Source organism: Pseudomonas fakonensis (genome assembly GCF_019139895.1).
GTDB lineage: Bacteria > Pseudomonadota > Gammaproteobacteria > Pseudomonadales > Pseudomonadaceae > Aquipseudomonas > Aquipseudomonas fakonensis.
Map to the genome: position 1 here is coordinate 1,544,307 of NZ_CP077076.1, position 25,884 is coordinate 1,570,190.

General features: G+C 64.2%; 21 protein-coding genes. 16 read left to right on the forward strand and 5 right to left on the reverse strand.

Translation table 11 applies throughout. The features are described from left to right. Positions 1-115: 115 nt before the first annotated feature. Positions 116-1,510: a class II fumarate hydratase gene (locus tag KSS94_RS07015; RefSeq protein WP_217842296.1), complete on the reverse strand. Its 1,395-nt coding sequence runs from the start codon at positions 1,508-1,510 to the stop codon at positions 116-118. Positions 1,511-1,665: 155 nt separating this feature from the next. On the opposite strand from KSS94_RS07015, the gene KSS94_RS07020 reads away from it, so the two are divergent. The 7 genes from KSS94_RS07020 to KSS94_RS07050 all read left to right on the forward strand — a co-directional run bounded on the left by KSS94_RS07020 (position 1,666) and on the right by KSS94_RS07050 (position 9,584). Then, positions 1,666-2,190: a DUF2059 domain-containing protein gene (locus tag KSS94_RS07020; protein WP_217842297.1), complete on the forward strand. Its 525-nt coding sequence runs from the start codon at positions 1,666-1,668 to the stop codon at positions 2,188-2,190. A 10-nt stretch (positions 2,191-2,200) separates the two neighbouring features. After that, entirely contained in the window at positions 2,201-2,497 is a 297-nt protein-coding gene (locus KSS94_RS07025; RefSeq protein ID WP_217842298.1) for a BolA family protein, read from the forward strand. Positions 2,498-2,672: 175 nt separating this feature from the next. Next, complete coding sequence (gene trhO / locus KSS94_RS07030) at positions 2,673-3,605, forward strand: oxygen-dependent tRNA uridine(34) hydroxylase TrhO (protein ID WP_217842299.1); 933 nt, start codon at positions 2,673-2,675, stop codon at positions 3,603-3,605. A gap of 3 nt (positions 3,606-3,608) precedes the next feature. After that, positions 3,609-4,241, forward strand: coding sequence for a DsbA family protein (locus tag KSS94_RS07035; protein ID WP_217842300.1), 633 nt, complete (start codon positions 3,609-3,611; stop codon positions 4,239-4,241). Then, a complete protein-coding gene (locus KSS94_RS07040; protein WP_217842301.1) occupies positions 4,234-6,066 on the forward strand; it encodes an ABC transporter ATP-binding protein in 1,833 nt (610 codons plus the stop codon). The genes KSS94_RS07035 and KSS94_RS07040 overlap by 8 nt, the downstream gene beginning before the upstream one ends. A gap of 240 nt (positions 6,067-6,306) precedes the next feature. Then, the gene (locus KSS94_RS07045) at positions 6,307-8,763 is read left to right on the forward strand and encodes an EAL domain-containing protein (protein ID WP_217842302.1); all 2,457 of its coding nucleotides are present in this window, start codon (positions 6,307-6,309) and stop codon (positions 8,761-8,763) included. A 38-nt stretch (positions 8,764-8,801) separates the two neighbouring features. Then, positions 8,802-9,584, forward strand: a complete 783-nt coding sequence (locus tag KSS94_RS07050) for an iron-containing redox enzyme family protein (protein WP_217842303.1) — start codon at positions 8,802-8,804, stop codon at positions 9,582-9,584. A gap of 93 nt (positions 9,585-9,677) precedes the next feature. On the opposite strand, the gene KSS94_RS07055 is transcribed toward KSS94_RS07050, so the two are convergent. The 4 genes from KSS94_RS07055 to KSS94_RS07070 form a co-directional block, all read right to left on the reverse strand. After that, positions 9,678-10,418 (reverse strand): YciK family oxidoreductase, encoded by a 741-nt coding sequence (locus tag KSS94_RS07055; RefSeq protein WP_217842304.1) that lies wholly within the window; start codon positions 10,416-10,418, stop codon positions 9,678-9,680. 167 nt (positions 10,419-10,585) lie between these two features. Then, the gene (gene mupP, locus KSS94_RS07060; protein ID WP_217842305.1) at positions 10,586-11,257 is read right to left on the reverse strand and encodes an N-acetylmuramic acid 6-phosphate phosphatase MupP; all 672 of its coding nucleotides are present in this window, start codon (positions 11,255-11,257) and stop codon (positions 10,586-10,588) included. 2 nt (positions 11,258-11,259) lie between these two features. Continuing rightward, positions 11,260-11,958, reverse strand: a complete 699-nt coding sequence (ubiG, locus tag KSS94_RS07065; RefSeq protein ID WP_217842306.1) for a bifunctional 2-polyprenyl-6-hydroxyphenol methylase/3-demethylubiquinol 3-O-methyltransferase UbiG — start codon at positions 11,956-11,958, stop codon at positions 11,260-11,262. Positions 11,959-12,021: 63 nt separating this feature from the next. Then, complete coding sequence (locus KSS94_RS07070) at positions 12,022-13,347, reverse strand: TRZ/ATZ family hydrolase (protein WP_217842307.1); 1,326 nt, start codon at positions 13,345-13,347, stop codon at positions 12,022-12,024. A 111-nt stretch (positions 13,348-13,458) separates the two neighbouring features. On the opposite strand from KSS94_RS07070, the gene mtnA reads away from it, so the two are divergent. From mtnA to KSS94_RS07115, 9 genes are all read left to right on the forward strand, one after another. Then, positions 13,459-14,535, forward strand: a complete 1,077-nt coding sequence (mtnA, locus tag KSS94_RS07075) for an S-methyl-5-thioribose-1-phosphate isomerase (protein WP_217842308.1) — start codon at positions 13,459-13,461, stop codon at positions 14,533-14,535. Between the two features lie 352 nt (positions 14,536-14,887). Next, a complete protein-coding gene (gene gyrA, locus KSS94_RS07080) occupies positions 14,888-17,653 on the forward strand; it encodes a DNA gyrase subunit A (protein WP_217842309.1) in 2,766 nt (921 codons plus the stop codon). Positions 17,654-17,911: 258 nt separating this feature from the next. Next, a complete protein-coding gene (gene serC, locus KSS94_RS07085; RefSeq protein WP_217842310.1) occupies positions 17,912-18,997 on the forward strand; it encodes a 3-phosphoserine/phosphohydroxythreonine transaminase in 1,086 nt (361 codons plus the stop codon). Beyond that, the gene (gene pheA / locus KSS94_RS07090; RefSeq protein ID WP_217842311.1) at positions 18,997-20,091 is read left to right on the forward strand and encodes a prephenate dehydratase; all 1,095 of its coding nucleotides are present in this window, start codon (positions 18,997-18,999) and stop codon (positions 20,089-20,091) included. Before serC ends, pheA begins: the two co-directional genes overlap by 1 nt. Positions 20,092-20,269: 178 nt before the next feature. Beyond that, positions 20,270-22,510 (forward strand): bifunctional prephenate dehydrogenase/3-phosphoshikimate 1-carboxyvinyltransferase, encoded by a 2,241-nt coding sequence (locus tag KSS94_RS07095; protein WP_217842312.1) that lies wholly within the window; start codon positions 20,270-20,272, stop codon positions 22,508-22,510. Beyond that, a complete protein-coding gene (cmk, locus tag KSS94_RS07100; protein WP_217842313.1) occupies positions 22,507-23,193 on the forward strand; it encodes a (d)CMP kinase in 687 nt (228 codons plus the stop codon). The genes KSS94_RS07095 and cmk overlap by 4 nt, the downstream gene beginning before the upstream one ends. A 123-nt stretch (positions 23,194-23,316) precedes the next feature. Next, positions 23,317-24,993, forward strand: coding sequence for a 30S ribosomal protein S1 (gene rpsA, locus KSS94_RS07105; RefSeq protein ID WP_217842314.1), 1,677 nt, complete (start codon positions 23,317-23,319; stop codon positions 24,991-24,993). A 266-nt stretch (positions 24,994-25,259) separates the two neighbouring features. Next, the gene (gene ihfB, locus KSS94_RS07110; RefSeq protein WP_217842315.1) at positions 25,260-25,559 is read left to right on the forward strand and encodes an integration host factor subunit beta; all 300 of its coding nucleotides are present in this window, start codon (positions 25,260-25,262) and stop codon (positions 25,557-25,559) included. Positions 25,560-25,579: 20 nt separating this feature from the next. Continuing rightward, positions 25,580-25,843, forward strand: a complete 264-nt coding sequence (locus KSS94_RS07115; RefSeq protein WP_217842316.1) for a lipopolysaccharide assembly protein LapA domain-containing protein — start codon at positions 25,580-25,582, stop codon at positions 25,841-25,843. Positions 25,844-25,884: the final 41 nt, after the last annotated feature.

Genomic DNA, 25,884 nt, shown 5'->3' on the forward strand with positions numbered 1-25,884 from the left:
CCGGCTTGCCGGCGATCACCGGCGGTGCCGGTGCCAGGCGCTGCGATGAGGTTGCCTGGTTGGGCCTCATCGCAGGCAAGCCTGCTCCTACAGGTTATGCGCGGCGCCTGTGAGGTCAGCCCTTGCCCCCTGGCGCCAGCATGTTTTCGGGGCGCACCCACTGGTCGAACTGCTCGTTGGTCAAGTACTTGAGCTCCAGCGCCGCCTCGCGCAGGGTCTTGCCTTCGCTGTAGGCCTTCTTGGCGATTTCTGCGGCCTTGTCGTAACCGATGTGCGGGTTGAGCGCGGTCACCAGCATCAGCCCGCGCTCCAGGTGCGCGGCCATCTGTTCGGTGTCGGGCTCGATGCCGGCCACGCAGTGCTGCTGGAAGTTGCTGCAGCCGTCAGCCAGCAGCTCGATAGACTGCAGCAGGTTGTGGATGATCACCGGCTTGAACACGTTCAGTTGCAGGTGGCCCTGGCTGGCTGCAAAGCCGATGGCTGCGTCGTTGCCCAGCACCTGGCAAGCCAGCATCGACAAAGCCTCGCACTGGGTGGGGTTGACCTTGCCGGGCATGATCGAGCTGCCCGGCTCGTTGGCCGGCAAGCGCACTTCGGCCAGCCCTGCGCGTGGTCCGGAGCCGAGCAGGCGCAGGTCGTTGGCGATCTTCATCAGGGCCACGGCCAGGGTCTTCAGGGCGCCGGCCAGGCTGGTCAGCGGCTCATGGCCGGAAAGCGCGGCGAACTTGTTCGGTGCGGTAATGAAGGGCAGGCCGGACAGCGCCGCAAGCTCAGCGGCAATCGCCTCGGCGAAGCCGTGCGGGGCGTTGAGCCCGGTGCCCACTGCGGTGCCGCCCTGGGCCAGCTCGCACACTGCCGGTAGGCTGGCGCGGATGGCGCGCTGGGCGTAGTCCAGCTGGGCGACGAAGGCCGAGACCTCCTGGCCGAAGGTGATCGGGGTGGCGTCCATCATGTGGGTGCGGCCGGTCTTGACCAGGTGCTGGTGGCGCGCCGACAGCTCGGCCAGCCCGGACGACAGCTCGGCGATGGCCGGCAGCAGCTTGCCGTGCACGGCCTGGGCGGCGGCGATGTGCATGGCGGTGGGGAAGCAGTCGTTGGAGCTTTGCGAGCGGTTGACATGGTCGTTGGGGTGCACCGGCAGCTTGCCGCCGCGGCCCTTGCCGGCCAGCTCGTTGGCGCGCCCGGCGATCACCTCGTTGACGTTCATGTTGCTCTGGGTACCGCTGCCGGTTTGCCACACCACCAGCGGAAACTGCTCGTCATGCTGGCCATCGAGCACTTCGTCGGCGGCCTGCTCGATCAGCCGGGCGATGTCGGCCGGTAAATCGCCGTTGCGGTCATTCACCCGCGCAGCGGCTTTCTTGATCAGCGCCAGGGCATGCAGCACCGCCAGTGGCATGCGTTGCTTGCCAATGGCGAAGTTGATCAGCGAGCGCTGGGTCTGTGCCCCCCAGTAGGCGTGCTCTGGAACTTCGACCGGGCCCAGGCTGTCTGTCTCGATACGGCTCATGCTGCGCGTTCTCCTTTTAGCAGTGCGAATTCGCAGTTTAGGCCGTGATTCGACCGAGCAGTTGCATCGCTCGTCGTGCCACTTGAGCACATCGCCACCACGGCGCAGAATGCTCTACTCTGAGGTACCCGCCTCCCTTTCACGAAGGAAATGCAATGACCCGTCTCCGTGCCCTCTGTGCCGCCGTTGCCCTGGTTTGCGCCAGCGGCCAGGTACTCGCTGCCACCCCCAGCCACAACGCTGCTGCCGAGAAATTCCTGACCCTGGCCAATGCCGACAAGCTGGGCACCCCGGTGTACATGCAGGTCCAGCAGATGTTCGCCCAGCGTTTCGAGCAAACCAAGGCACCGGCGTCGAAGAAGAACGTGCTCGACAGCTACCAGGCCAAGGCCAACGCCGCCCTGGACAACGCCATCGGCTGGAAGAAACTCAAGCCGCAGATGGTCAACCTGTATACCGCCACCTTCACCGAGGCCGAGCTGAACGACCTGGTGAAGTTCTACGAGTCGCCGCTGGGCAAGAAAGTCTTGCGTGAAATGCCCAAGGTCACCCAGCAGTCGGCCCAGCTCACTCAACAGAGCCTCGAGCCTGCGGTACCTGTGGTCAACAAGCTGCTCGACGACATGACCAAGGAACTCGACCCGAGCGCCGGCAAGGCCGCGGCCCCTGCGAAGAAGTGAGCCGACCGCGATGAGCATGCAGCAACGCATCGAGCAGCAACTGGCGCCGCTGGGCACCGAGCATCTTGAAGTGCACAACGAAAGCCACATGCACAGCCGTGGCCAGGAGACGCACTACAAGGCGGTGCTGGTCAGCGGCCAGTTCGCCGGGCTGAACAGCGTCAAGCGCCACCAGAAGGTCTACGCCACCATGGGTGAGCTGATGGGCGAGATCCACGCCCTGGCCATCCACACCTACACCCCCGAAGAGTGGGCGCAGGTGGGCGTGGCGCCGGCTTCGCCGGTGTGCGCCGGCGGCGGGCACTGAATCCTTTCCGGGGTTCTGGTAAACTGGCGCTTCCTGCAGATTTCGCATCGACGCCATCGCGGGGCAAGCCCGCTCCCACGTGGGAGCAGGCTTGCCCCGCGATGGTTTTGTGCAATCGTAAAATTGTCATTCCGGTTCGCCCCTTACGAGGGCAGCCACCTGGAGATTCAACGCAATGACCCAACCGATCGTCGTGGCGGCGCTGTACAAGTTCGTCACCCTCGAAGACTACGTCGAGCTGCGCGAGCCGCTGCTAAAGGTGATGCTCGACAACGGCGTCAAAGGCACCTTGTTGCTGGCCAACGAAGGCATCAACGGCACCGTCTCGGCCACCCGTGAAGGCATCGACGGCCTGCTCGCCTGGCTGCGCAGCGACGCGCGCCTGATGGACGTCGACCACAAAGAGTCGTACTGCGACGAGCAGCCGTTCTACCGCACCAAGGTCAAGCTCAAGAAAGAGATCGTCACCCTGGGCGTACCGGGCGTCGACCCGAACAAGGCGGTTGGTACTTATGTCGAGCCCAAGGACTGGAACGCGCTGATCAGCGACCCCGAAGTGCTGCTGATCGACACCCGCAACGACTATGAAGTGGCCATCGGCACCTTCAAGGGCGCCCTCGACCCGAAGACCGAGACCTTCCGCGAGTTCCCCGAGTACATCAAGGCCAACTTCGACCCGAGCAAGCACAAGAAGGTGGCGATGTTCTGCACCGGTGGCATCCGCTGCGAAAAAGCCTCCAGCTACATGCTCGGTGAAGGCTTCGAAGAGGTCTATCATCTCAAGGGCGGCGTGCTGAAATACTTCGAGGAAGTGGCCCAGGACGAAAGCCTGTGGGACGGCGACTGCTTCGTCTTCGACAACCGGGTCACCGTGCGCCACGACCTGAGCGAGGGCGAGTACGACCAGTGCCATGCCTGCCGCCACCCGATCGATGCGGCGGACCGCGAGTCCGAGCACTACTCGCCCGGTGTGAGCTGCCCGCATTGCTGGGACTCGCTGAGCGAGAAGACCCGGCGCAGCGCCATCGACCGGCAGAAGCAGATCGAGCTGGCCAAGGCGCGCAACCTGCCACACCCGATCGGTTTCAACTACAAAGCCGAGGCCTGATCCATGACTGCCCGCCTGATTTACGTGATGGACCCGATGTGCTCCTGGTGCTGGGGTTTCGCGCCGGTGGCCGAGGCCCTGATCGCCCAGGCCGCGGACGCGGGTGTCAGCACCCGCCTGGTGCCCGGCGGCCTGCGCAGCGGCGGCAGCGCGCTGGATGCCTCGACCCGCAAGTACATCCTCGAGCACTGGCAGGCAGTGCATGACGCCACCGGCCAGCCGTTTCGTTTCGACGGCGCCATGCCCGACGGTTTCGTCTACGACACCGAGCCTGCCTGCCGCGCCCTGGTGACGGCGCGCGAGCTGGACGAGGCGCGCATGTGGGGCCTGCTCAAGCTGATCCAGGCGTCGTTCTACCAGCAGGGCGTGGACGTTACCCGCGCCCCGCAATTGGTGGAACTGGCCGAACAGGCCGGCTTCGACCGTGAGACGTTCGCCCAGCGCTTTGCCGGCCATGACGCCCGCGCCGCCACCAGCACCGATTTTGCCTGGGTGCAGGACCTGGGCATTGCCGGCTTCCCCACGCTGTTGGCCGAGCGTAACGGCCAGCTGGCCTTGCTGACCAACGGCTACCAGCCGCTGGACAGCCTGCAACCCTTGCTCGGCCGCTGGCTGCAGCAGGCCGCCTGTGCTTGATGTACCCGGGTCGCCCGACCCGGTGCCCGGGAAGCCGCCCGTTGTGCCTGACCGTCTGAGCTGGGCGGAGATCCGCCGCCTGGCCTTGCACCACAAGAAAGCCCTGTGGACCGCCAACCTGGTGGCCGTGCTCGCGGCCCTGTGCAGCGTGCCCATTCCGTTGCTGCTGCCGCTGCTGGTGGATGAGGTGCTGCTGGGCCGCGGCGATGCGGCGCTGAAGTGGATGAACCAGTTCTTGCCCGCCGGCTGGCAGGTGGCAGCAGGTTATATCGGCTTGATGCTTGCCTTCACCCTGAGCCTGCGCCTGGCGGCGTTGGCCTTCAACGTGGTGCAGGCCAAGCTGTTCGCCGGGTTGGCCAAGGATATCGTCTACCGCCTGCGCATCCGCCTGATCGAGCGGCTCAAGCGCATTTCGCTGAAAGAGTACGAAAGCCTGGGCAGCGGCACGGTGACCACGCACCTGGTCACCGACCTGGACACCCTTGACAAGTTCGTCGGCGAAACCCTCAGCCGCTTTTTGGTGGCCGTGCTCACGCTTACCGGCACCGCCGCCATATTGATGTGGATGCACTGGCAGCTGGCGTTGTTGATCCTGCTGTTCAACCCCTTGGTGATCTACTTCACCGTGCAGTTGGGCAAGCGCGTCAAGCACCTGAAAAAGCTCGAGAACGACAGCACTGCGCGCTTCACCCAGGCGCTGAGCGAAACCCTCGACGCGATTCAGGAGATCCGTGCCGGCAACCGTCAGGGCTACTTCCTTGGCCGCCTGGGCCTGCGCGCCCGCGAAGTGCGCGACTACGCGGTGGCCTCGCAGTGGAAGAGCGACGCCAGCGGGCGTGCCAGCGGGCTGTTGTTCCAGTTCGGTATCGACATCTTCCGCGCCGCAGCCATGCTCACCGTGCTGTTCTCCGACCTGTCCATCGGCCAGATGCTGGCGGTGTTCAGCTACCTGTGGTTCATGATTGGCCCGGTGGAGCAACTGCTCAACCTGCAGTATGCCTACTACGCCGCAGGTGGCGCCCTGAGCCGGCTCAACGAGTTGCTGGCGCGGGCCGACGAGCCGCAGTATCCGGCAGCCAGCGACCCCTTCGCCGGGCGCCAGACGGTGGGTATCGAAGTGCGCGACCTGCGCTTCGCCTACGCCGACGAGCCGGTGCTGGACCAACTGAACCTGGCCATTGCCCCGGGCGAGAAGGTGGCTATCGTCGGCGCCAGTGGTGGCGGCAAGAGTACCCTGGTGCAACTGCTGCTGGGGCTGTACAGCGCCCAAGCCGGGACCATTCGCTTTGGTGGCGCGAGCCTGCAGGAGATCGGCCTTGAGACCCTGCGCGAAAATGTGGCGGTGGTGCTGCAGCACCCGTCGCTGTTCAACGACAGCGTGCGCGCCAACCTGACAATGGGCCGCGACTGCACCGACGAAGCCTGTTGGCAGGCACTGCGCATCGCCCAGCTGGATGCCACCATCGCCGCGCTGCCCCAGGGCCTGGACAGCGTGGTCGGACGCTCTGGCGTGCGCCTGTCGGGCGGGCAGCGCCAGCGCCTGGCCATTGCCCGCATGGTACTGGCCGAGCCCAAGGTGGTGATTCTGGATGAGGCCACCTCGGCGCTGGATGCTGCCACCGAGTACAACCTGCACCAGGCGTTGGCGCGTTTTCTGGTCGGGCGCACCACGCTGATCATCGCCCACCGGCTGTCGGCGGTTAAACAGGCCGACCGGGTGCTGGTGTTCGATGGCGGGCATGTGGCCGAGGATGGTGACCACCAACAGCTGATTGCCGAGGGTGGGTTGTATGCCAAGTTGTATGGGCACCTGCAGCAAACCTGAGCCTGGCCCTTTGTAGGAGCGGCCTTGCGCCGCGATGGGCTGCGTAGCAGCCCCGGCGATTTCACGTGATGCCGAGATCCCGGGACCGCTGCGCGGTCCATCGCGACACAAGGCCGCTCCTACAGGGGGCGTGCGCGATCTCCCTGCCTTCAAAATCCCCGTCACACGCATGGCAAATGGCCTACGCTGAGCGTTGTCTAGGTCGATTCGTGCCTTATCTGCCGCAGTGACAGGGATTACATGAAGGGAAATCGGACTCTCGAGGCGCCAAGGCTGCTGGGCATCATCTGGCCGTTCGTCGCTGTTGTGGTGTTCCAGGTGCTGCTGGGCAGCGCCAGCCTTTATGCCTTGTCGGCGGTGCGTGCCTACGTGGCAGGCGAGAGCCTGTGGTCCAAGGCGCAGAAGGACGCCATCTACTACCTGAGCCTGTACGCCGACGACCGCCACCCGCTCACCTACCAGCGTTACCGCCAGGCCATTCTGGTGCCCCAGGGCGACCACGACCTGCGCGTGGCCCTTGACCTGCCCCAGCCCGACCTGGACGCTGCGCGCAAGGGCATTTTGCAGGGCGGCAACCACCCCGACGATGTCGCCCGGATCATCTGGTTCTACCGCAACTTCCGCCAGGTCAGCTACCTGCAGACCGCCATCGACTACTGGGATGTCGGCGACGACTACCTGCGCCAGCTCGATGTGCTGGCCGGGCAGATGCGCGAGGGCTTTGCCAGCGGCGCGGCCGATGCCCGCCAGGTGGCCGAATGGAAGGCGCGCATCGTTGCCATCAACGACGGCGTGACTCCGGCCGCGAAAGCCTTCAGTGACGCGCTGGGCGAAGGCTCACGCATGCTGCTGCGGGTGCTGATGATCACCAACCTGGTCACGGCGCTGTTCTTGATTGCCATGGCCTGGCGCCGCTCGGGCAAGCTGCTGGCCCAGCGCCAGGCCTTCGCCATGGCGTTGCAGGAGGAGAAGGAGCGGGCGCAAGTCACCCTGGAGTCGATCGGCGATGCGGTGATCACCACCGATGTTGACGGCTGCATCGCCTACATGAACCCCGCCGCCGAGCAACTGACCCACTGGCAGGCGGCCCAGGCCGAAGGCTTGCCGCTGGCGGCGCTGTTCAGCCTGCTCGACGAAAACGCCGAAAAAGATAGCCGCACCCTGGTCGAGCAGGTGCTCAGCGGCAGCCTCAAAGGCGGCGCCGAGCACGCCCGGCTGATCCAGCGCCTGGACGGCAGCACGGTGTCGGTCAACCTGGTGGGCTCGCCGATTCTTACCGACGGCCAGATCAGCGGTATCGTCGTCGTGCTGCACGACATGACCCAGGAGCGCCAGTACATCGCCAACCTGTCGTGGCAGGCCACCCACGACGCCCTGACCGGGCTGGCCAACCGCCGCGAGTTCGAGTATCGCCTGGAGCAGGCGCTGAACAGCCTGTCGCGCCAGGCCGGTCGGCATTCGCTGATGTTCCTCGACCTCGACCAGTTCAAGCTGGTCAACGACACCTGCGGGCACGCCGCCGGCGACGAGCTGCTGCGGCACATTTGCGCCGTGCTGCAATCGGGCTTGCGCGAGGGTGATACGTTGGCGCGTCTTGGCGGCGACGAGTTCGGCGTGCTGCTGGAAAACTGCCCGTCAGAGCAGGCCGAGCGCATCGCCGAGCAACTGCGCCAAGCCGTGCAGAGCCTGCACTTCGTGTGGAAAGGCAGGCCGTTCGTCACCACCGTGAGCATTGGCCTGGTGCATATCGCCCAGGCGCCCAGCACGCTGGAGGCTTCGCTGCGCGCCGCCGACATGGCCTGCTACATGGCCAAGGAGAAGGGCCGCAACCGGGTGCAGGTGTACCACGCCGACGACAGCGAGTTGTCCATGCGCTTTGGCGAGATGGCCTGGATCCAGCGCCTGCACGTGGCCCTGGAAGAGAACCGCTTCTGCCTGTATGCCCAGGAAATTGCCCCGCTGAAGGCCATGGAGGGCGCCGGCCATATCGAGATCCTGCTGCGCCTGCACGATGAAAGCGGCCGCACCATCCTGCCCGACAGTTTTATCCCCGCCGCCGAGCGTTACGGGCTGATGACCGCGCTGGACCGCTGGGTGGTGCGCAGTGTGTTCCAGGTGATTCGCCAGTGCCTGGACGAAGGTCGCGAGGGGCCGTTGGCCATGTGCGCGATCAACCTGTCGGGCACCAGTATCGGCGATGACAAGTTTCTCGAGTACCTGCAGCGGCTGTTTGGCGAGTTCGATATTCCGCCGCGCTTAATCTGTTTTGAAATAACCGAGACCAGCGCTATCGCGAATTTGGGAAGCGCTATTCGCTTCATCAATGAATTGAAGGGCCTGGGTTGCAAGTTCTCGCTGGACGACTTCTGCGCCGGAATGTCGTCATTCGCGTATTTGAAACATTTGCCAGTAGACTTCCTGAAGATCGACGGAAGTTTCGTCAAAGACATGCTCGACGACCCGATCAACCGGGCGATGGTCGAAGTGATCAACCACATCGGCCACGTCATGGGCAAGCGGACCATTGCCGAGTTCGTCGAGACACCGCTGATCGAGCAGGCCTTGCAGGAGATCGGCGTCGATTACGCCCAGGGTTACCTGATCGAACGCCCGCAGGTGTTCACCTGCGACAGCCTGCAGCGCCAACGGATTGCGGCGAGGCCCCTGTTGCACAGGGCGCCAGGGACCTTTCGCTGAGCAATGACGGTAAATCACAGGGAATCAAGGAGCTGACAGTGATTGACGCGTTCGTACGGATCGGGCCCTTGATGGACCCGGCCAGTTATCCGGATTGGGCCCAGCAACTGATCGAAGATTGCCGCCAGAGCAAGCGCCGGGTGGTGGAGCATGCGTTCTACCAGCGTTTGCGCGACGGCCAACTGCGCCCGGCGACCATCCGCCAGTACCTGATCGGCGGCTGGCCGGTGGTGGAGCAGTTCTCGCTGTACATGGCCCACAACCTGCAAAAGACCCGCTACGGCCGCCATGCCGGTGAAGACATGGCGCGGCGCTGGCTGATGCGCAACATCCGCGTCGAGCTCAACCACGCCGACTACTGGGTGCACTGGTGCCAGGCGCATGGCATTCACCTGCGTGACCTGCAGGCCCAGGAAGTGCCGCCGGAGCTCAACGGCTTGAACGACTGGTGCTGGCGGGTGTGCGCCACCGAGTCACTGGCCATTGCCATGGCGGCGACCAACTACGCCATCGAGGGTGCCACGGGCGAGTGGGCGGCGGTGGTGTGCGCCGGTGATACCTACGCCCAGGGTTTTGCTGACGAAGACCGCAAGCGGGCGATGAAGTGGCTGAAGATGCATGCGCAGTACGACGATGCGCACCCTTGGGAGGCGCTGGAGATCATCTGCACCCTGGCCGGCGAAAACCCCACGCTGGGTTTGCGCACCGAACTGCGCCGGGCGATCTGCAAGAGCTACGATTGCATGTTCCTGTTCCTGGAGCGCTGCATGCAACTGGAGGGGCGCCAGCAGGGGCGCCTGCGCCCGGCGCTGGCGGGCTGAAAAAGCAATCGCCGGCAAGCCGGCTCCTACACGATCCCTGTAGGAGCCGGCTTGCCGGCGATTGGCCGCATGGCGGCCCGGCGATCTGCAAGCTTACTGCGCGTTCAGCGCCTGCCCGTTCACATCCTTGCTGTCCGGCCCCATCAGGTACAGGTACACCGGCATGATCTCTTCAGGCAGCGGGTTGTTCTGCGGGTTCTCGCTGGGGTAGGCCTGGGCGCGCATCGCCGTGCGGGTGGCGCCGGGGTTGATGCTGTTGCTGCGCACCGGGGCCACGCCTTCGAGCTCGTCGGCCAGCGTCTGCATCAGGCCTTCGGTGGCGAACTTCGACACGCCATAAGCGCCCCAGTAGGCCCGGCCCTTGCGCCCGACGCTGCTCGAGGTGAACACCACCGAGGCGTCTTCCGACAGCTTGAGCAGCGGCAGCAGGGTGCTGGTGAGCATGAAGGTGGCGTTGACGTTGATGTGCATCACGCGCATGAAGTTGTCGCCCGACAACTGCTCGGTGGGCGTGCGCGGGCCGATGATCGAGGCATTGTTGAGCAGCCCGTCGAGGCGGCCGAACTGGTCTTCGATCATCACCGCCAGCTCGTCGTACTGGTGGGGCAGGGCGGTTTCCAGGTTGAACGGGATCACCACCGGCTGTGGGTGGCCGGCGGCTTCGATCTGGTCGTAGACCTCGTTCAGGTTGGCCTCGGTCTTGCCCAGCAGCAGCACGGTGGCGCCCAGGGCGGCATAGGCTTTGGCGGCGGCGGCACCGATGCCGCGTCCGGCGCCGGTAACCAGGATGATGCGACCCTTGAGCAGGTCGGGGCGGGCGGTGTAGTCGAACATGGGTCTGTCCTTAAATCGGTGGCGATCAATGGGGGCCGCTGCGCGGCCCATCGCGACACAAGGCCGCTCCCACAGGTTGCGCGATATCCCGGGTGACACCGGGCCCCTGTAGGAGCGGCCTTGTGTCGCGATGGAGGGCATAGCCCTCCCGGGTGTGCGAAATCAGATCAGCAGCCGCACAGCGCGCTGTCGATCACCTTGCGCAGTTCCAGCGGGTGGTCCACCACCACGTCGGCGCCCCAGTTGTTGGGGTTGTCCTCGGGGTGAATATAGCCATAGCGCACGGCGGCGGTGCGGGTGCCGGCATCGCGGCCGGACTCGATGTCGCGCAGGTCGTCACCGACGAACAAGACGCTGGCCGGGTCCAGGTTCAGGGTCTTGCAGGCCAGGATCAGCGGCTCGGGGTCGGGCTTGCTGTTCTTTACGTGGTCGGGGCAGATCAGCAGCGCCGAACGCTCGGCCAGGCCCAACTGCTGCATGATCGGCTCGGCGAAGCGCACCGGCTTGTTGGTGACCACGCCCCACAGCAGGTTGCCACGCTCGATGTCGGCCAAAAGCTCCGGCATGCCCTCGAACAGCTTGCTGTGCACCGCGCAGTCGCGCTGGTAGCGCTCGAGGAACTCCAGGCGCAGGGCCTCGAAGCCGTCGCTGTCGGGCTCGATGGCAAAGGTGGCGGCGACCATGGCGCGGGCGCCACCGGAGATCACCTCGCGAATGCGCGTGTCGTCGACGGCCGGCAGGCCGCGCTCGGCGCGCATCGCCTGGCAGATGGCGATGAAATCTGGCGCGGTGTCCAGCAGGGTGCCGTCCATGTCGAAGAGTACTGCTCGCAGGCGCATGCTCATTCCTCGCGCAGGGTCTGGATCATGTAGTTGACGTCGACGTCGGTGCTCAGCTTGTAGTGCTTGGTCAGCGGGTTGTACGTCAGGCCGACGATGTCCTTCACTTCAAGGCCGGCAACCCGGCTCCAGGCGCCAAGCTCGGAGGGGCGGATGAACTTCTTGAAGTCGTGGGTGCCGCGCGGCAGCATCTTGAGGATGTACTCTGCGCCGATGATCGCCAGCAGGTAGGCCTTGGGGTTGCGGTTGATGGTGGAGAAGAACACCTGCCCGCCAGGCTTGACCATGCGGTAGCAGGCGCGGATCACCGATGAGGGGTCGGGCACGTGCTCGAGCATCTCGAGGCAGGTGACCACATCGAACTGCTCGGGCATTTCTTCGGCCAGGGCTTCGGCGGTGATCTGCCGGTACTCCACCTGCACGCCGGACTCCAGCTGGTGCAACTGGGCCACCGCCAGCGGCGCCTCGCCCATGTCGATGCCGGTGACGGTGGCGCCGCGCTGGGCCATGGCTTCGCTGAGGATGCCGCCGCCGCAACCGACGTCCAGCACTTTTTTGCCGGCGAGGCTGACGCGCTCGTCGATCCAGTTGACCCGCAGCGGGTTGATGTCGTGCAGCGGCTTGAACTCGCTCTCACGGTCCCACCAGCGGTGGGCCAGGGCTTCGAACTTGGCGATTTCGGCGTGGTCGACGTTGCTCATCTGAACAGTCCTCTGAAACTCATGTAAATAGTGCACAGGGCGCCAGCCAGGGCTGGCGGCCGGTCATTCATGGCGCCCGCTGATGCGGGCGCCCCAGGCGCGGGCGGTATTGGCCAGCGCGGTTTCATCCATTTGCGTCAGGCGCCGGTCCAGCAGCAGTGGCTGGCCGGCGACCCAGACGTCTTTGACGCAGTCACGGCCAGTGGCGTAGATCAGTTGCGACACCGGGCAGTGCACCGGTTGCTGCAGCAGGCCGTTGAGGTCGAAGGCGACCACGTCGGCGGCCTTACCCACTTGCAGCGAACCGGTAACGGCCGCAAGACCCAGCGCCCGGGCGCCATTGAGGGTGGCCATGCGCAGCGCGCGGTGGGCGTCCAGCGCGGTGGCGCTGCCGGCCACGGCCTTGGCCAACAGGGCCGCGGTGCGGGTTTCGCCGAGCAGGTCGAGGTCGTTGTTGCTGGCCGCGCCATCGGTGCCCACGGCCACGTTGACCCCGGCCTGCCACAGGCGTTCGACCGGGCAGAAGCCGCTGGCCAGCTTGAGGTTGCTTTCCGGGCAGTGAACCACGCTGGTGTTGCTTTCTACCAGCAGGGCCAGATCGTCGTCGCTGACCTGGGTCATGTGCACCGCTTGCAGGTTGGGCCCCAGCAGGCCCAGGCGGGCGAGGCGTGCCAATGGACGTTCGCCGTTGTCGGCGATGGCCTGTTCGACTTCGCCGGCGGTTTCGTGGATGTGCATGTGCACCGGGGCATCCAGCTGGTCGGCGACCACGCGGATTTTTTCCAGGCTGGCGTCGCTCAAGGTGTAGGGCGCGTGGGGGCCGAGGGCGACGCTGATGCGCGGGTGGTGGCGCAGGTCGCCGAACAGTTCGATGGCCTGGTGCAGGCCTTCCTCCGGGGTGCGCGCGCCGGGGATGGGGAAGTCCAGCAGCGGTGCGGCGATTTGCGCGCGGATGCCGCTGCGGTGTACCCGCCCACAGGCTTCGCGGGGGAAGAAATACATGTCGGCAAAGCAGGTGATGCCGCCCTTGAGCTGCTCGGCGATGGCAAGGTCGGTGCCGTCGCGCACGAAGGCTTCGTCGACCCAGCGCCCTTCGGCCGGCCAGATGTGCTCCTTGAGCCAGGTCATCAGCGGCAGGTCGTCGGCCAGGCCGCGGAACAGGGTCATGGCGGCGTGGCCGTGGGCGTTGATCAGGCCTGGGGTGAGCAGGCAGCCCGGCAACTCGCGCACTTGCAGCGCTTGCGGGGCGCGTTCGCGCGGGCCGAGCCAGGCGATCAGGCCGTTGCGGATACCCAGTGCATGGCCTTGGAGCACCACGCCGGCCGGCTCCACGGGCACCAGCCAGGCAGGTGCCAGCAGCAGGTCGAGAGGGGGAGTGGGGCTGGGCATGCGGGGCATCTACCTGGGCGCTGTCGGTTAAACGCGCAGTATACCCGAGCACCCGTTGCCGAGGGTCGCTATAATCGCCGGCTTTTCATGGCCGGGTAACGGGAAATGGCGATGCGCGAGCAACTCTTGGCAGCAGAGACGGTGACAGGCATCGCGTGGCGCGACGGCGTGCTGCACCTGCTCGACCAGCGCCTGCTGCCGCTCGAGCAGCACTGGCTGGCGTGCAGCGACGTGGCGCAGGTGGCCGAGGCGATCGGCGACATGGTGGTGCGCGGCGCCTCGGCCATTGGCATTTGCGCCGCCTATGGGCTGGTGTTGGCGCTGCGCCGGCGCCTGGCCGAAGGCGAGGGCTGGGAAGAGGCGCTGGAAGAAGACTTTTTGCTGCTGGGCGAGGCCCGCCCGACCCCGGCCAACCTGTTCTGGGCGCTCAACCGCATGCGTGAGCGCCTGCAGCGGGTGCGCCCTGATGAAGACCTGCTGGCGGTGATGGAAGCCGAGGCGGTGGCCATCCATGACAGCGACCGCGAAGCCAACCTGACCATGGCCCAGTTTGGCCTGGAGCAGGTGCGCAAGCACCAGGGTAGCGAGCAGGCGCTGCTCACCCATGGCAACGCCGGGGCGCTGGGCAGTGGCGGTTTTGGCACTGCGCTGGCGGTGATCCGTGCTGCGGCCATGGAGGGCATGGTCGAGCAGGTGTATGTGTGCGAAACCCGCCCCTGGCTGCAGGGTTCGCGCCTGACGGCCTGGGAGCTGGCGGTGGACGGCGTGCCGGTGGCGGTGGTCGCCGATGCCGCAGCCGGGCACCTGATGAAGACCAAGGGCATCACCTGGGTGGTGGTGGGCGCCGACTGCATCGCCGCCAATGGCGACGTGGCGGCGAAGATCGGCACTTATCAGCTGGCGGTGACTGCCATGCACCATGGTCTGCGCTTCATGGTGGTGGCGCCGAGCAGCAGCATCGACCTCAACCTGCCTACGGGTGAGGATATCCCGCTGGAAGTGCGCGGCGAGGAAGAGTTGCTGGAAGTAGAAGGTATTCAGGTGACGGCGGATATCGAAGTGTACAACCCGGTGGTGGACGTGACGCCGGCCGACCTGATCGACGTGATCGTCACCGAAAAGGGCGTGGTCGAGCGGCCGGATGTGGCCAAGATCGCCCAGTTGATGTGCCGCAAGCGCCTGCATTGAAGGCATGCCGAACCTGTTGGGGTGAGGCGGGGCTGCTGCGCAGCCCATCGCGGGCAAGCCCGCTCCTGCTGGTGCAGTGCCTGGCTTGCGAAGGGGTGTTTGATCATCCATTCGGATGGGCTTTTGACCAGCGGTGCGGCCCCTTGCCATATCTCCCATGCGCCAAGGCTTTGTGGTAACATCCGGCAGTTTCCAAGGCCGCCCATGCGCGCGGCCTTCATTGCGCAGATCCATGGCACAACTCATTGATTTGTCGTATGTCGTCGCACCTACCTAACGCTGCGGCGGCGAGCTTCGTTCGTCCTTCGAGGGATCAGGCGAAGTTTCACCAGAAAAAGGAATCAGGCTTCTCATGGGCGAACTGGCCAAAGAAATCCTCCCGGTCAATATCGAAGACGAACTGAGACAGTCTTACCTCGACTACGCGATGAGCGTGATTGTCGGGCGAGCGCTGCCCGATGCGCGTGACGGCTTGAAGCCCGTGCATCGCCGCGTGCTGTACGCGATGAGCGAACTGGGCAACGACTGGAACAAGCCGTACAAGAAATCCGCCCGTGTGGTCGGTGACGTGATCGGTAAGTACCACCCGCACGGCGACACCGCCGTGTACGACACCATCGTGCGTATGGCGCAGCCGTTCTCGCTGCGCTACTTGCTGGTCGATGGCCAGGGCAACTTCGGTTCGGTGGACGGCGACAACGCCGCGGCCATGCGATACACCGAAGTGCGCATGGCCAAGCTGGCCCACGAGCTGCTGGCCGACCTGCATAAAGAAACCGTCGATTGGGTACCCAACTACGACGGCACCGAGCAGATCCCGGCGGTCATGCCGACCAAGATCCCCAACCTGCTGGTCAACGGTTCCAGCGGTATCGCCGTGGGCATGGCCACCAACATCCCGCCGCACAACCTGGGCGAGGTGATCGACGGCTGCCTGGCGCTGATCGACAATTCGGACATCACGGTCGATGAACTGATGCAGTTCATCCCGGGCCCGGACTTCCCGACCGCCGGCCAGATCAACGGTCGCCAGGGCATCATCGATGCCTACCGCACCGGCCGTGGCCGCATCTACATGCGTGCCCGCTCGAACATCGAGGACATCGACAAGGTCGGTGGTCGCCAGCAGATCGTCGTCACCGAGCTGCCGTACCAGCTGAACAAGGCGCGGCTGATCGAGAAAATCGCCGAGCTGGTCAAAGAGAAGAAGATCGAGGGCATCACCGAGCTGCGCGACGAGTCCGACAAGGACGGCATGCGCATCGTCATCGAGCTGCGTCGCGGCGAGGTGCCGGAGGTGGTGCTCAACAATCTCTACCAGCAAACCCAGCTGCAGAGCGTGTTCGGCATCAACATCGTCGCCCTGATCGACGGTCGCCCGCGCCTGCTCAACCTCAAGGACCTGCTCGAAGCGTTCGTCCGTCACCGCCGCGAAGTGGTGACCCGGCGTACCGTGTTCGAGCTGCGCAAGGCCCGCGAGCGTGGCCACATTCTTGAAGGCCAGGCGGTTGCGCTGTCGAACATCGACCCGGTCATCGCCATGATCAAGGCTTCGCCGACGCCGTCCGAGGCTAAAGAAGCGCTGGTCAGCACCGCCTGGGAATCCAGCGCCGTGCAGGTGATGGTCGAGCGCGCCGGTGCCGAATCGTGCCGCCCGGAAGACCTGCCGGAGCAATACGGCCTGCGTGATGGCAAGTATTACCTGTCGCCGGAACAGGCCCAGGCGATTCTTGACCTGCGCCTGCACCGCCTGACCGGCCTTGAGCACGAGAAGCTGCTGGCCGAGTACCAGGAGATCCTCGAGCAGATCGGCGAACTGATCCGCATCCTCAGCAGCGCCACGCGCCTGATGGAAGTGATCCGCGAAGAGCTCGAAGCGATCCGGGCCGAATACGGCGATGCGCGCCGCACCGAAATCCTCAACGCCAGCCACGACCTCAACTACGGCGACATGATCCCCGAAGAAGAGCGCGTGGTGACCATCTCCCATGGTGGTTATGCCAAGACCCAGCCGCTGTCCGCCTACCAGGCCCAGCGCCGCGGCGGCAAGGGCAAGTCGGCCACCGGCGTCAAGGACGAGGACTACATCGAGCACCTGCTGGTCGCCAACAGCCACGCCACCCTGCTGCTGTTCTCCAGCAAGGGCAAGGTGTACTGGAAGAAGACCTACGAAATCCCCGAAGCGTCCCGCGCTGCCCGTGGCCGCCCGCTGGTGAACCTGCTGCCGCTTGAAGAGGGTGAGCGTATCACCGCGATGCTGCAGATCGACCTTGAGGCGCTGCAGCAGCACGCCGACCCTGAGGAAGAACTGGAAGACAGCGACGACAGCGTGCTCGAGGGCGAGCTGGTCGAAGTCGAGGAAGTCGACGAAGAAGACGGCGACACCCTTGAGTGGGCCGCCGACCCGACTGGCGCGTACATCTTCATGGCCACCGCCTCCGGTACCGTCAAGAAGACCCCGCTGGTGCAGTTCGCCCGTCCGCGCTCCAACGGCTTGATTGCGCTCAAGCTCAAGGAAGGTGACACCCTGATCGCTGCCGCCATTACTGACGGCGCCAAGGAAGTCATGATGTTCTCCGACGCGGGCAAGGTGATCCGCTTCGCCGAGAGCGTGGTGCGTGAAATGGGCCGTACTGCCCGCGGTGTGCGCGGCATGAAGCTGGGCAAGGGCCAGCAGATCATTTCGATGCTTATCCCAGAGTCCGGCGCGCAGATCCTCACTGCCTCCGAGCGTGGCTTCGGCAAGCGTACCCCGCTGTCCAAGTTCCCGCGTCGCGGCCGTGGTGGCCAGGGCGTGATCGCCATGGGTACCAAGGGGCGCAACGGCTTGCTGATCGGCGCCATCCAGGTGCAGGAAGGTGAGGAGATCATGCTGATTTCCGACCAGGGCACCTTGGTGCGTACGCGGGTTGGCGAGGTGTCCAGCCTGGGCCGTAACACCCAGGGTGTGACGCTGATCAAGCTGGCCAGCGACGAGACGCTGGTGGGCCTGGAGCGAATCCAGGAGCCTTCCGAGGATGAGCTCGACGATATCCTCGAGGGCGACGAGGCCGACACCGGCGCGCTGGATGCGGCAGGTGAGGACAGCGCCGGCGCCGAAGAGGCACCGCAGGAATAAGCAAGTGCACTACCCGAACGGGGCGACCAAGGTCGCCCCGTTTGACTGATTACGGCAGGCAACGCAGTTGTGGGATCTGCCCTTTGTGGGAGCGGCCTTGTGTCGCGATGGGCCGCGCAGCGGCCCCGGATTTCAGCGTTAACGCATAGATTGCTGGGGCTGCTTTGCAGCCCTTTCGCGACACAAGGCCGCTCCCACAAGGGTGGTATGCGGCAGGCAAGTTAAGATTTTGTTCTATTTGGCAGAGCGAGAGTGGATGTGAGCAAACGAGCCTTTAACTTCTGCGCAGGCCCTGCCGCGCTTCCAGACGCTGTGCTGCAGCGTGCCCAGGCCGAAATGCTGGACTGGCGTGGCAAGGGCTTGTCGGTGATGGAAATGAGCCATCGCAGCGACGACTACGTGGCCATCGCCGAAAAGGCCGAGCAGGACCTGCGTGACCTGCTGTCCGTCCCCTCCAACTACAAGGTGCTGTTCCTGCAGGGTGGCGCCAGCCAGCAGTTCGCCGAGATCCCGCTGAACCTGCTGCCGGAAAACGGCACCGCCGACTATGTCGAAACCGGCATCTGGTCGAAAAAAGCCATCGAAGAGGCCCGCCGTTTCGGTAGCGTCAACGTGGCTGCCAGCGCCAAGCCCTACGACTACCTGGCCATCCCTGGCCAGAACGAGTGGAAGCTGACCAAGAATGCTGCCTACGTTCACTACGCGTCCAACGAAACCATCGGCGGCCTGCAGTTCGACTGGGTGCCGGAAACTGGTGATGTACCGCTGGTGGTGGACATGTCTTCGGACATTCTCTCGCGCCCGATCGATGTGTCGCAGTACGGCCTGATCTACGCCGGTGCGCAGAAGAACATCGGCCCGAGCGGCCTGGTGGTGGTGATCGTGCGTGAAGACCTGCTGGGCCGCGCCCGCAGCAGCTGCCCGACCATGCTCGACTACAAGGTCTCGGCCGACAACGGCTCGATGTACAACACTCCGGCTACTTACTCCTGGTACCTCTCGGGCCTGGTGTTCGAGTGGCTCAAGGAGCAGGGTGGTGTCGAGGCCATGGAGCAGCGCAACCGCGCCAAGAAAGACCGCCTGTACGGCTTCATCGACAGCAGCGACTTCTACAGCAACCCGATCAGCCACAACGCCCGTTCGTGGATGAACGTACCCTTCCGCCTGGCCGACGAGCGCCTGGACAAGGCCTTCCTGGCTGGCGCTGACGCCCGTGGCCTGCTCAACCTCAAGGGCCACCGTTCGGTCGGTGGTATGCGCGCCTCGATCTACAACGCCCTGGGCCAGGAGTCCGTCGAGGCCCTGGTGGCCTACATGGCTGAATTCGAGAAGGAGCACGGCTGATGTCCGAACAGGAACTCAAGGCCCTGCGCGTTCGCATCGACAGCCTTGACGAGAAGATCCTCGAGCTGATCAGTGACCGTGCCCGCTGCGCCGAAGAAGTGGCACGGGTCAAGACTGCCTCGCTGGCCGAGGGCGAAAAGCCGGTGTTCTACCGCCCCGAGCGTGAAGCCGCCGTGCTCAAGCGCGTGATGGAGCGCAACAAGGGCCCGCTGGGCAACGAAGAGATGGCGCGGTTGTTCCGCGAGATCATGTCCTCGTGCCTGGCCCTGGAAGAACCGCTGAAAGTGGCGTACCTGGGCCCTGAGGGCACCTTCACCCAGGCCGCGGCCATGAAGCACTTCGGCCATGCCGTGGTCAGCCGCCCGATGGCGGCCATCGACGAGGTGTTCCGCGAAGTGGCGGCCGGCGCCGTCAACTTCGGCGTAGTGCCGGTGGAAAACTCCACCGAGGGTGCGGTCAGCCACACCCTGGACAGCTTCCTCGAGCACGACATGGTGATCTGCGGTGAAGTCGAGCTGCGTATCCATCACCACTTGCTGGTGGGCGAGAACACCAAGACCAACAGCATCACCCGCATCTATTCGCATGCCCAGTCGCTGGCCCAGTGCCGCAAGTGGCTGGATGCGCACTACCCGAACGTCGAGCGTATTGCCGTTTCGAGCAATGCCGAGGCGGCCAAGCGGGTCAAGGGTGAGTGGAACTCTGCGGCGATCGCCGGCGACATGGCGGCCAACCTGTACGGTTTGACCCGCTTGGCCGAGAAGATCGAAGACCGCCCGGACAACTCCACGCGCTTCTTGATGATCGGCCAGCAGGAAGTGCCGCCAACCGGCGACGACAAGACCTCGATCATTGTCTCCATGAGCAACAAGCCAGGCGCGTTGCACGAGCTGCTGGTGCCGTTCCACGAGAACGGCATCGACCTGACCCGCATCGAGACCCGCCCGTCGCGCAGTGGCAAGTGGACCTACGTGTTCTTCATCGACTTCGTCGGCCACCACCGCGACCCGCTGATCAAGGCGGTGCTGGAGCAGATCAGCCAGGAGGCCGTGGCGCTGAAGGTGCTGGGGTCGTATCCGAAAGCGGTGCTTTGATTTGAGATTGTCGGGGCCGCTTCGCGCCCCATCGCGACACAAGGCCGCTCCCACAGGTATTGTGCAGGCCTTGAAGCTGTACTGGCCTGTGTGGGAGCGGCCTTGGGTCGCGATGGGGCGCGAAGCGGCCCCGCTGGGCCTCACAGGCTGTCTGGATTTCTGAACAGGGTTCGCACTCGTGGTCAATGCTGTAACAAACAACTCTGCGCCAATCATCAACCGCCTGGTCGTGGTCGGCCTGGGCCTGATTGGTGGCTCCTTTGCCAAGGGCCTGCGTGAAAGCGGGCTGTGCCGCGAAGTGGTCGGCGTCGACCTGGACGCCGAGTCGCGCAGGCAGGCCGTGGTGCTGGGGGTGGTCGACCGCTGCGAGGCCGACCTTGCCGCCGCCTGCGTCGGTGCCGACGTGATCCAGCTGGCAGTGCCGATTCTGGCCATGGAAAAGCTGCTGGCGCGCCTGGCGCAGTTGGACCTGGGCCAGGCGGTCATCACCGATGTCGGCAGCGCAAAGGGTAATGTCGTGCGCGCTGCCCGCGAGGCTTTCGCCTCGGGCCTGTCGCGCTTCGTCCCTGGGCACCCCATCGCCGGCTCCGAGCAGAGCGGGGTGGAGGCGTCCAATGCTGCGCTGTTCCGCCGCCACAAGGTCATCCTCACGCCGCTGGCAGAAACCGACCCGGCCGCCCTGGCCCTGGTCGACCGCCTGTGGCGCGCGCTGGATGCCGATGTCGAGCACATGCCAGTGGAGCGCCATGACCAAGTGCTGGCTGCCACCAGTCACCTGCCGCACCTGCTGGCGTTCGGCCTGGTCGACTCGCTGGCCAAACGCAATGAAAACCTGGACATCTTCCGGTACGCTGCGGGGGGCTTTCGCGATTTCACGAGAATCGCCGGTAGCGACCCGATCATGTGGCACGACATCTTCCTCGCCAACCGGGAAGCGGTCCTGCGTACCCTCGATACATTTCGCAGCGACCTCGACGCCTTGCGCGACGCGGTCGATGCTGGGGACGGGCACCAACTGCTGGGTGTGTTCACCCGCGCCCGGGTTGCCCGCGAGCATTTCAGTAAAATCCTGGCCCGCCGGGCCTATGTGGACGCTATGAACGCCAACGACCTGATTTTCCTGGCCCAACCTGGTGGCCGCGTGTCCGGACGGATTCGCGTACCAGGCGACAAATCGATCTCCCACCGCTCGATCATGCTCGGCTCGCTGGCCGAAGGCACCACTGAAGTGGAAGGTTTTCTCGAAGGTGAGGACGCTCTCGCCACGTTGCAGGCCTTCCGCGACATGGGTGTGGTCATCGAAGGCCCGCACCACGGCCGCGTGACCATTCACGGCGTTGGCCTGCACGGTCTCAAGCCGCCGCCTGGCCCGCTGTATGTCGGTAACTCCGGGACCTCGATGCGCCTGCTGTCCGGCTTGCTGGCCGGCCAGTCGTTCGATGTAACCATGACCGGCGATGCCTCGCTGTCCAAGCGCCCGATGAACCGCGTGGCCAATCCGTTGCGGGAAATGGGCGCAGTGGTCGAGACCGGCCCTGATGGCCGCCCGCCGCTGACCATTCGTGGTGGCAGCAAGCTCAAGGCCCTGACCTACACGCTGCCGATGGCCAGTGCCCAGGTCAAATCCTGCCTGCTGCTGGCCGGCCTGTATGCCGAAGGCAAGACCACCGTCACCGAGCCTGCGCCGACCCGTGACCACACCGAGCGCATGTTGCGCGGCTTCGGTTATTCGGTCGACAGCAACGGTCCGGTTGCCTCGTTGCAGTCCGGCGGCAAGCTGACCGCGACCCGCATCGAAGTGCCGGCGGATATCTCCTCCGCGGCGTTCTTCCTGGTGGCTGCGTCCATCGCCGAAGGTTCCGAGCTGGTGCTTGAGCACGTTGGCATCAACCCGACCCGTACCGGTGTCATCGACATCCTGCGCCTGATGGGCGGCGACATCAGCCTGGAAAACCAGCGTGAAGTCGGCGGCGAGCCGGTGGCTGACCTGCGCGTGCGTGGCGCTAAGCTCAAGGGTATCGACATCCCCGAAGAGCTGGTGCCACTGGCTATCGACGAGTTCCCGGTGCTGTTCGTCGCTGCGGCCTGCGCCGAAGGGCGTACCGTGCTGCGTGGCGCCGAAGAGTTGCGGGTGAAGGAATCCGACCGCATCCAGGTGATGGCCGACGGCCTGATCACCCTGGGTGTGAAGTGCGAGCCGACCCCGGACGGCATCATCATCGACGGCGGCCAGATCGGCGGCGGTGAAGTGCACGGCCACGGCGACCACCGTATCGCCATGGCCTTCAGTGTTGCGTCGCTGCGCGCCACTGCGCCGGTACGTATCCATGATTGCGCCAACGTCGCCACGTCGTTCCCTAACTTCCTGGCGCTGTGCAAGGAAGTCGGCATCCGCGTCGCCGAAGAGGTCAAGTCGTGAATTCGCAAGCACCGGTCATCACCATCGACGGGCCGAGTGGCTCGGGCAAGGGCACCGTTGCCGGCCTGTTGGCCCGTGAGCTGGGCTGGCACCTGCTGGATTCCGGCGCCCTGTACCGTTTGCTGGCCTTCAATGCCAGCAACCACGGCGTCGACCTGACCAACGAAGAGCTGCTCACCAAGCTCGCCGCCCATCTGGATGTGCAGTTCGTCGCCGCCCAGCCCGGCAAGCTTCAGCAGACCATCCTCGAGGGTGAGGATGTCAGCCAGGTGATCCGCACTGAAACCGTTGGCGCCGGTGCGTCCATGGTTGCCTCGCTGCCGGCGGTGCGCGATGCGCTGCTGGAGCGTCAGCGGGCGTTTCGCGAAATGCCTGGCCTGATCGCCGACGGCCGCGATATGGGTACCGTGGTGTTCCCCGACGCGCCGCTGAAGATCTTCCTCACTGCCAGTGCCGAGGAGCGTGCCCGTCGCCGTTACCTGCAGTTGAAGGGCAAGGGTGAAGATGTTAGTCTGTCGAGTCTGCTAGATGAGATCCGTGCACGCGATGAGCGTGACACCCAGCGCGCAGTGGCCCCGCTCAAGCCGGCGGCCGATGCCATTCAGCTGGATTCCACGGAGTTGTCCATCGAGCAGGTGCTGCAACGCATCAGAAGTGAGCTCGCCCTGCGCGATCTGGTCTGATGGAGAGGAGCGCAGGCAGGGGCACCAGTCAACGTCCTGTCAGCGCTTCTTAACTTAACGAAACCCACATTGTCTGGAATGTGGCTATGGGCGTTTGTTTCGCCCGAATCTACAGGAATTAAAATGAGCGAAAGCTTTGCAGAACTCTTTGAAGAAAGCCTGAAAACCCTCAATCTTCAGCCGGGTGCCATCATCACCGGTATCGTTGTCGACATCGACGGCGACTGGGTTACCGTACACGCTGGCCTGAAGTCCGAGGGCGTCATCCCGCTCGAGCAATTCATCAACGAAGCTGGCGAACTGTCCATCAAGGTCGGTGACGAAGTTCACGTTGCGCTGGACGCGGTCGAAGACGGCTTTGGCGAAACCAAGCTGTCCCGTGAAAAAGCCAAGCGCGCCGAGTGCTGGATTGTTCTGGAAGCTGCTTTCGCTGCCGAAGAAGTGGTCAAGGGCGTTATCAACGGTAAGGTTAAAGGCGGCTTCACTGTCGACGTTAACGGCATCCGTGCGTTCCTGCCGGGCTCCCTGGTTGATGTCCGCCCAGTGCGCGACACCACCCACCTCGAAGGCAAAGAGCTGGAATTCAAGGTCATCAAGCTGGACCAGAAGCGCAACAACGTTGTCGTTTCCCGTCGCAGCGTCCTGGAAGCCGAAAACAGCGCCGAGCGCGAAGCTCTGCTGGAATCGCTGCAGGAAGGCCAGCAGGTCAAAGGTATCGTCAAGAACCTCACCGACTACGGTGCGTTCGTTGACCTGGGCGGCGTCGATGGTCTGCTGCACATCACCGACATGGCCTGGAAGCGTATCAAGCACCCGTCGGAAATCGTCAACGTTGGTGACGAGATCGACGTCAAGGTCCTGAAGTACGATCGCGAGCGCAACCGCGTTTCGCTGGGCCTGAAGCAGCTGGGTGAAGACCCGTGGGTTGCCATCAAAGCCCGTTACCCAGAGAGCACCCGCGTTACCGCTCGCGTTACCAACCTGACCGACTACGGCTGCTTCGCTGAGCTGGAAGAAGGCGTTGAAGGTCTGGTACACGTTTCCGAAATGGACTGGACCAACAAGAACATCCACCCGTCGAAAGTCGTTCAGGTTGGCGACGAAGTGGAAGTCATGGTTCTGGACATCGACGAAGAGCGTCGTCGTATCTCCCTGGGTATCAAGCAGTGCAAATCGAACCCATGGGAAGATTTCTCCGGCCAGTTCAACAAGGGTGACAAGATCACCGGTACCATCAAGTCGATCACCGACTTCGGTATCTTCATCGGCCTGGACGGCGGCATCGACGGTCTGGTTCACCTGTCCGACATTTCCTGGAACGAAGCCGGCGAAGAAGCCGTGCGTCGCTTCAAGAAGGGCGACGAGCTGGAAACCGTCATCCTGTCGGTTGACCCAGAGCGCGAGCGCATCTCCCTGGGCATCAAGCAACTGGACTCCGATCCGTTCTCTGACTACGTCGCTGTCAACGACAAGGGCGCTATCGTCAAGGGTATCGTCAAGGAAGTTGACGCCAAGGGCGCTATCGTGACCCTGGCCGACGACATCGAAGCTTCCCTGAAGGCTTCCGAAATCAGCCGTGATCGCGTTGAAGACGCCCGTAACGTGCTGAAGGAAGGCGAAGAGATCGAAGCCAAGATCATCAGCGTCGACCGCAAGTCCCGCGTTATCAGCCTGTCCATCAAGTCGAAGGACGATGCTGAAGAGCGCGAAGCCATCCAGAGCCTGAAAAACGCTCCGGAAGCGGCTGCCGATACCACCATGGCTGCGCTGCTGCGCGAAGCAATGGCCAAGCAGAACTGAGTTCTGTTTGATCGGTAAAAAGGGTGGCCTTCGGGCCACCCTTTTTTTGCCTGCATTTTCAGCCCAAACGCCATCACCCTGTAGGAGCCGGCTTGCCGGCGATGAGGCCGAGCCTGCTGGCGCAATTACCCCCGGCCTCACTAGTTTTTTATCCGCCCATTCTTGAATTTTTTTGTTTAGTCAAGAACCACCCTGTTCAAATCCGCCGGAGCGTGCTACAAACTGGTTAAGCAATGATCTAGCTGCTTGATAACGAAGGGAAAAATATGACGAAGTCGGAGCTGATCGAACGTATTGTCACCCATCAGGGGCTGCTCTCGTCCAAGGACGTCGAGTTGGCCATCAAGACCATGCTTGAACAGATGTCGCAGTGCCTAGCCACGGGTGATCGCATCGAGATTCGTGGTTTTGGCAGCTTTTCTTTGCATTACCGCGCGCCGCGTGTAGGGCGTAACCCCAAGACCGGTCAGTCGGTCAGCCTCGAAGGCAAGTACGTGCCTCACTTCAAGCCCGGCAAGGAGTTGCGTGATCGGGTCAATGAAGAAGAAGAGCATGAGCTCACCTGAACATTTGAAGGAACAGACTGATGCGTAACCTCAAGCGCGCCTTGCTGGCGCTGTTCGTGCTGCTGCTGGCGGCTGTGGTGCTGTTCTTCGTGCTGGAGAACCAGCAGGCGGTGTCCCTGGTACTGTTTGGCTGGTCGGCGCCGGCGGTTCCCGTTGCGGTGCTGGTGGTTGCAGCCTTGCTGCTGGGCCTGGCGGTCGGCCCGCTGTTGGGCGCTTACGGGCTGATGCGCGGCAAGCGCAAGATCCGTGCTAGTGCCCGGCGTGAGGCACTGGCCGGCAACTAAAGACCTTTCCTACCTGATCTGCTGTCGTTGTGCCCTGTGGC

Bases quoted from the DNA above. Each gene is read 5' to 3' on its own strand.
- KSS94_RS07015 (WP_217842296.1), bottom strand. From the start codon at position 1,510: ATGAGCCGTATCGAGACAGACAGCCTGGGCCCGGTCGAAGTTCCAGAG.
- KSS94_RS07020 (WP_217842297.1), top strand. From the start codon at position 1,666: ATGACCCGTCTCCGTGCCCTCTGTGCCGCCGTTGCCCTGGTTTGCGCC.
- KSS94_RS07025 (WP_217842298.1), top strand. From the start codon at position 2,201: ATGAGCATGCAGCAACGCATCGAGCAGCAACTGGCGCCGCTGGGCACC.
- trhO (WP_217842299.1), top strand. From the start codon at position 2,673: ATGACCCAACCGATCGTCGTGGCGGCGCTGTACAAGTTCGTCACCCTC.
- KSS94_RS07035 (WP_217842300.1), top strand. From the start codon at position 3,609: ATGACTGCCCGCCTGATTTACGTGATGGACCCGATGTGCTCCTGGTGC.
- KSS94_RS07045 (WP_217842302.1), top strand. From the start codon at position 6,307: ATGAAGGGAAATCGGACTCTCGAGGCGCCAAGGCTGCTGGGCATCATC.
- KSS94_RS07055 (WP_217842304.1), bottom strand. From the start codon at position 10,418: ATGTTCGACTACACCGCCCGCCCCGACCTGCTCAAGGGTCGCATCATC.
- mupP (WP_217842305.1), bottom strand. From the start codon at position 11,257: ATGCGCCTGCGAGCAGTACTCTTCGACATGGACGGCACCCTGCTGGAC.
- ubiG (WP_217842306.1), bottom strand. From the start codon at position 11,958: ATGAGCAACGTCGACCACGCCGAAATCGCCAAGTTCGAAGCCCTGGCC.
- KSS94_RS07070 (WP_217842307.1), bottom strand. From the start codon at position 13,347: ATGCCCAGCCCCACTCCCCCTCTCGACCTGCTGCTGGCACCTGCCTGG.
- mtnA (WP_217842308.1), top strand. From the start codon at position 13,459: ATGCGCGAGCAACTCTTGGCAGCAGAGACGGTGACAGGCATCGCGTGG.
- gyrA (WP_217842309.1), top strand. From the start codon at position 14,888: ATGGGCGAACTGGCCAAAGAAATCCTCCCGGTCAATATCGAAGACGAA.
- pheA (WP_217842311.1), top strand. From the start codon at position 18,997: ATGTCCGAACAGGAACTCAAGGCCCTGCGCGTTCGCATCGACAGCCTT.
- rpsA (WP_217842314.1), top strand. From the start codon at position 23,317: ATGAGCGAAAGCTTTGCAGAACTCTTTGAAGAAAGCCTGAAAACCCTC.
- ihfB (WP_217842315.1), top strand. From the start codon at position 25,260: ATGACGAAGTCGGAGCTGATCGAACGTATTGTCACCCATCAGGGGCTG.
- KSS94_RS07115 (WP_217842316.1), top strand. From the start codon at position 25,580: ATGCGTAACCTCAAGCGCGCCTTGCTGGCGCTGTTCGTGCTGCTGCTG.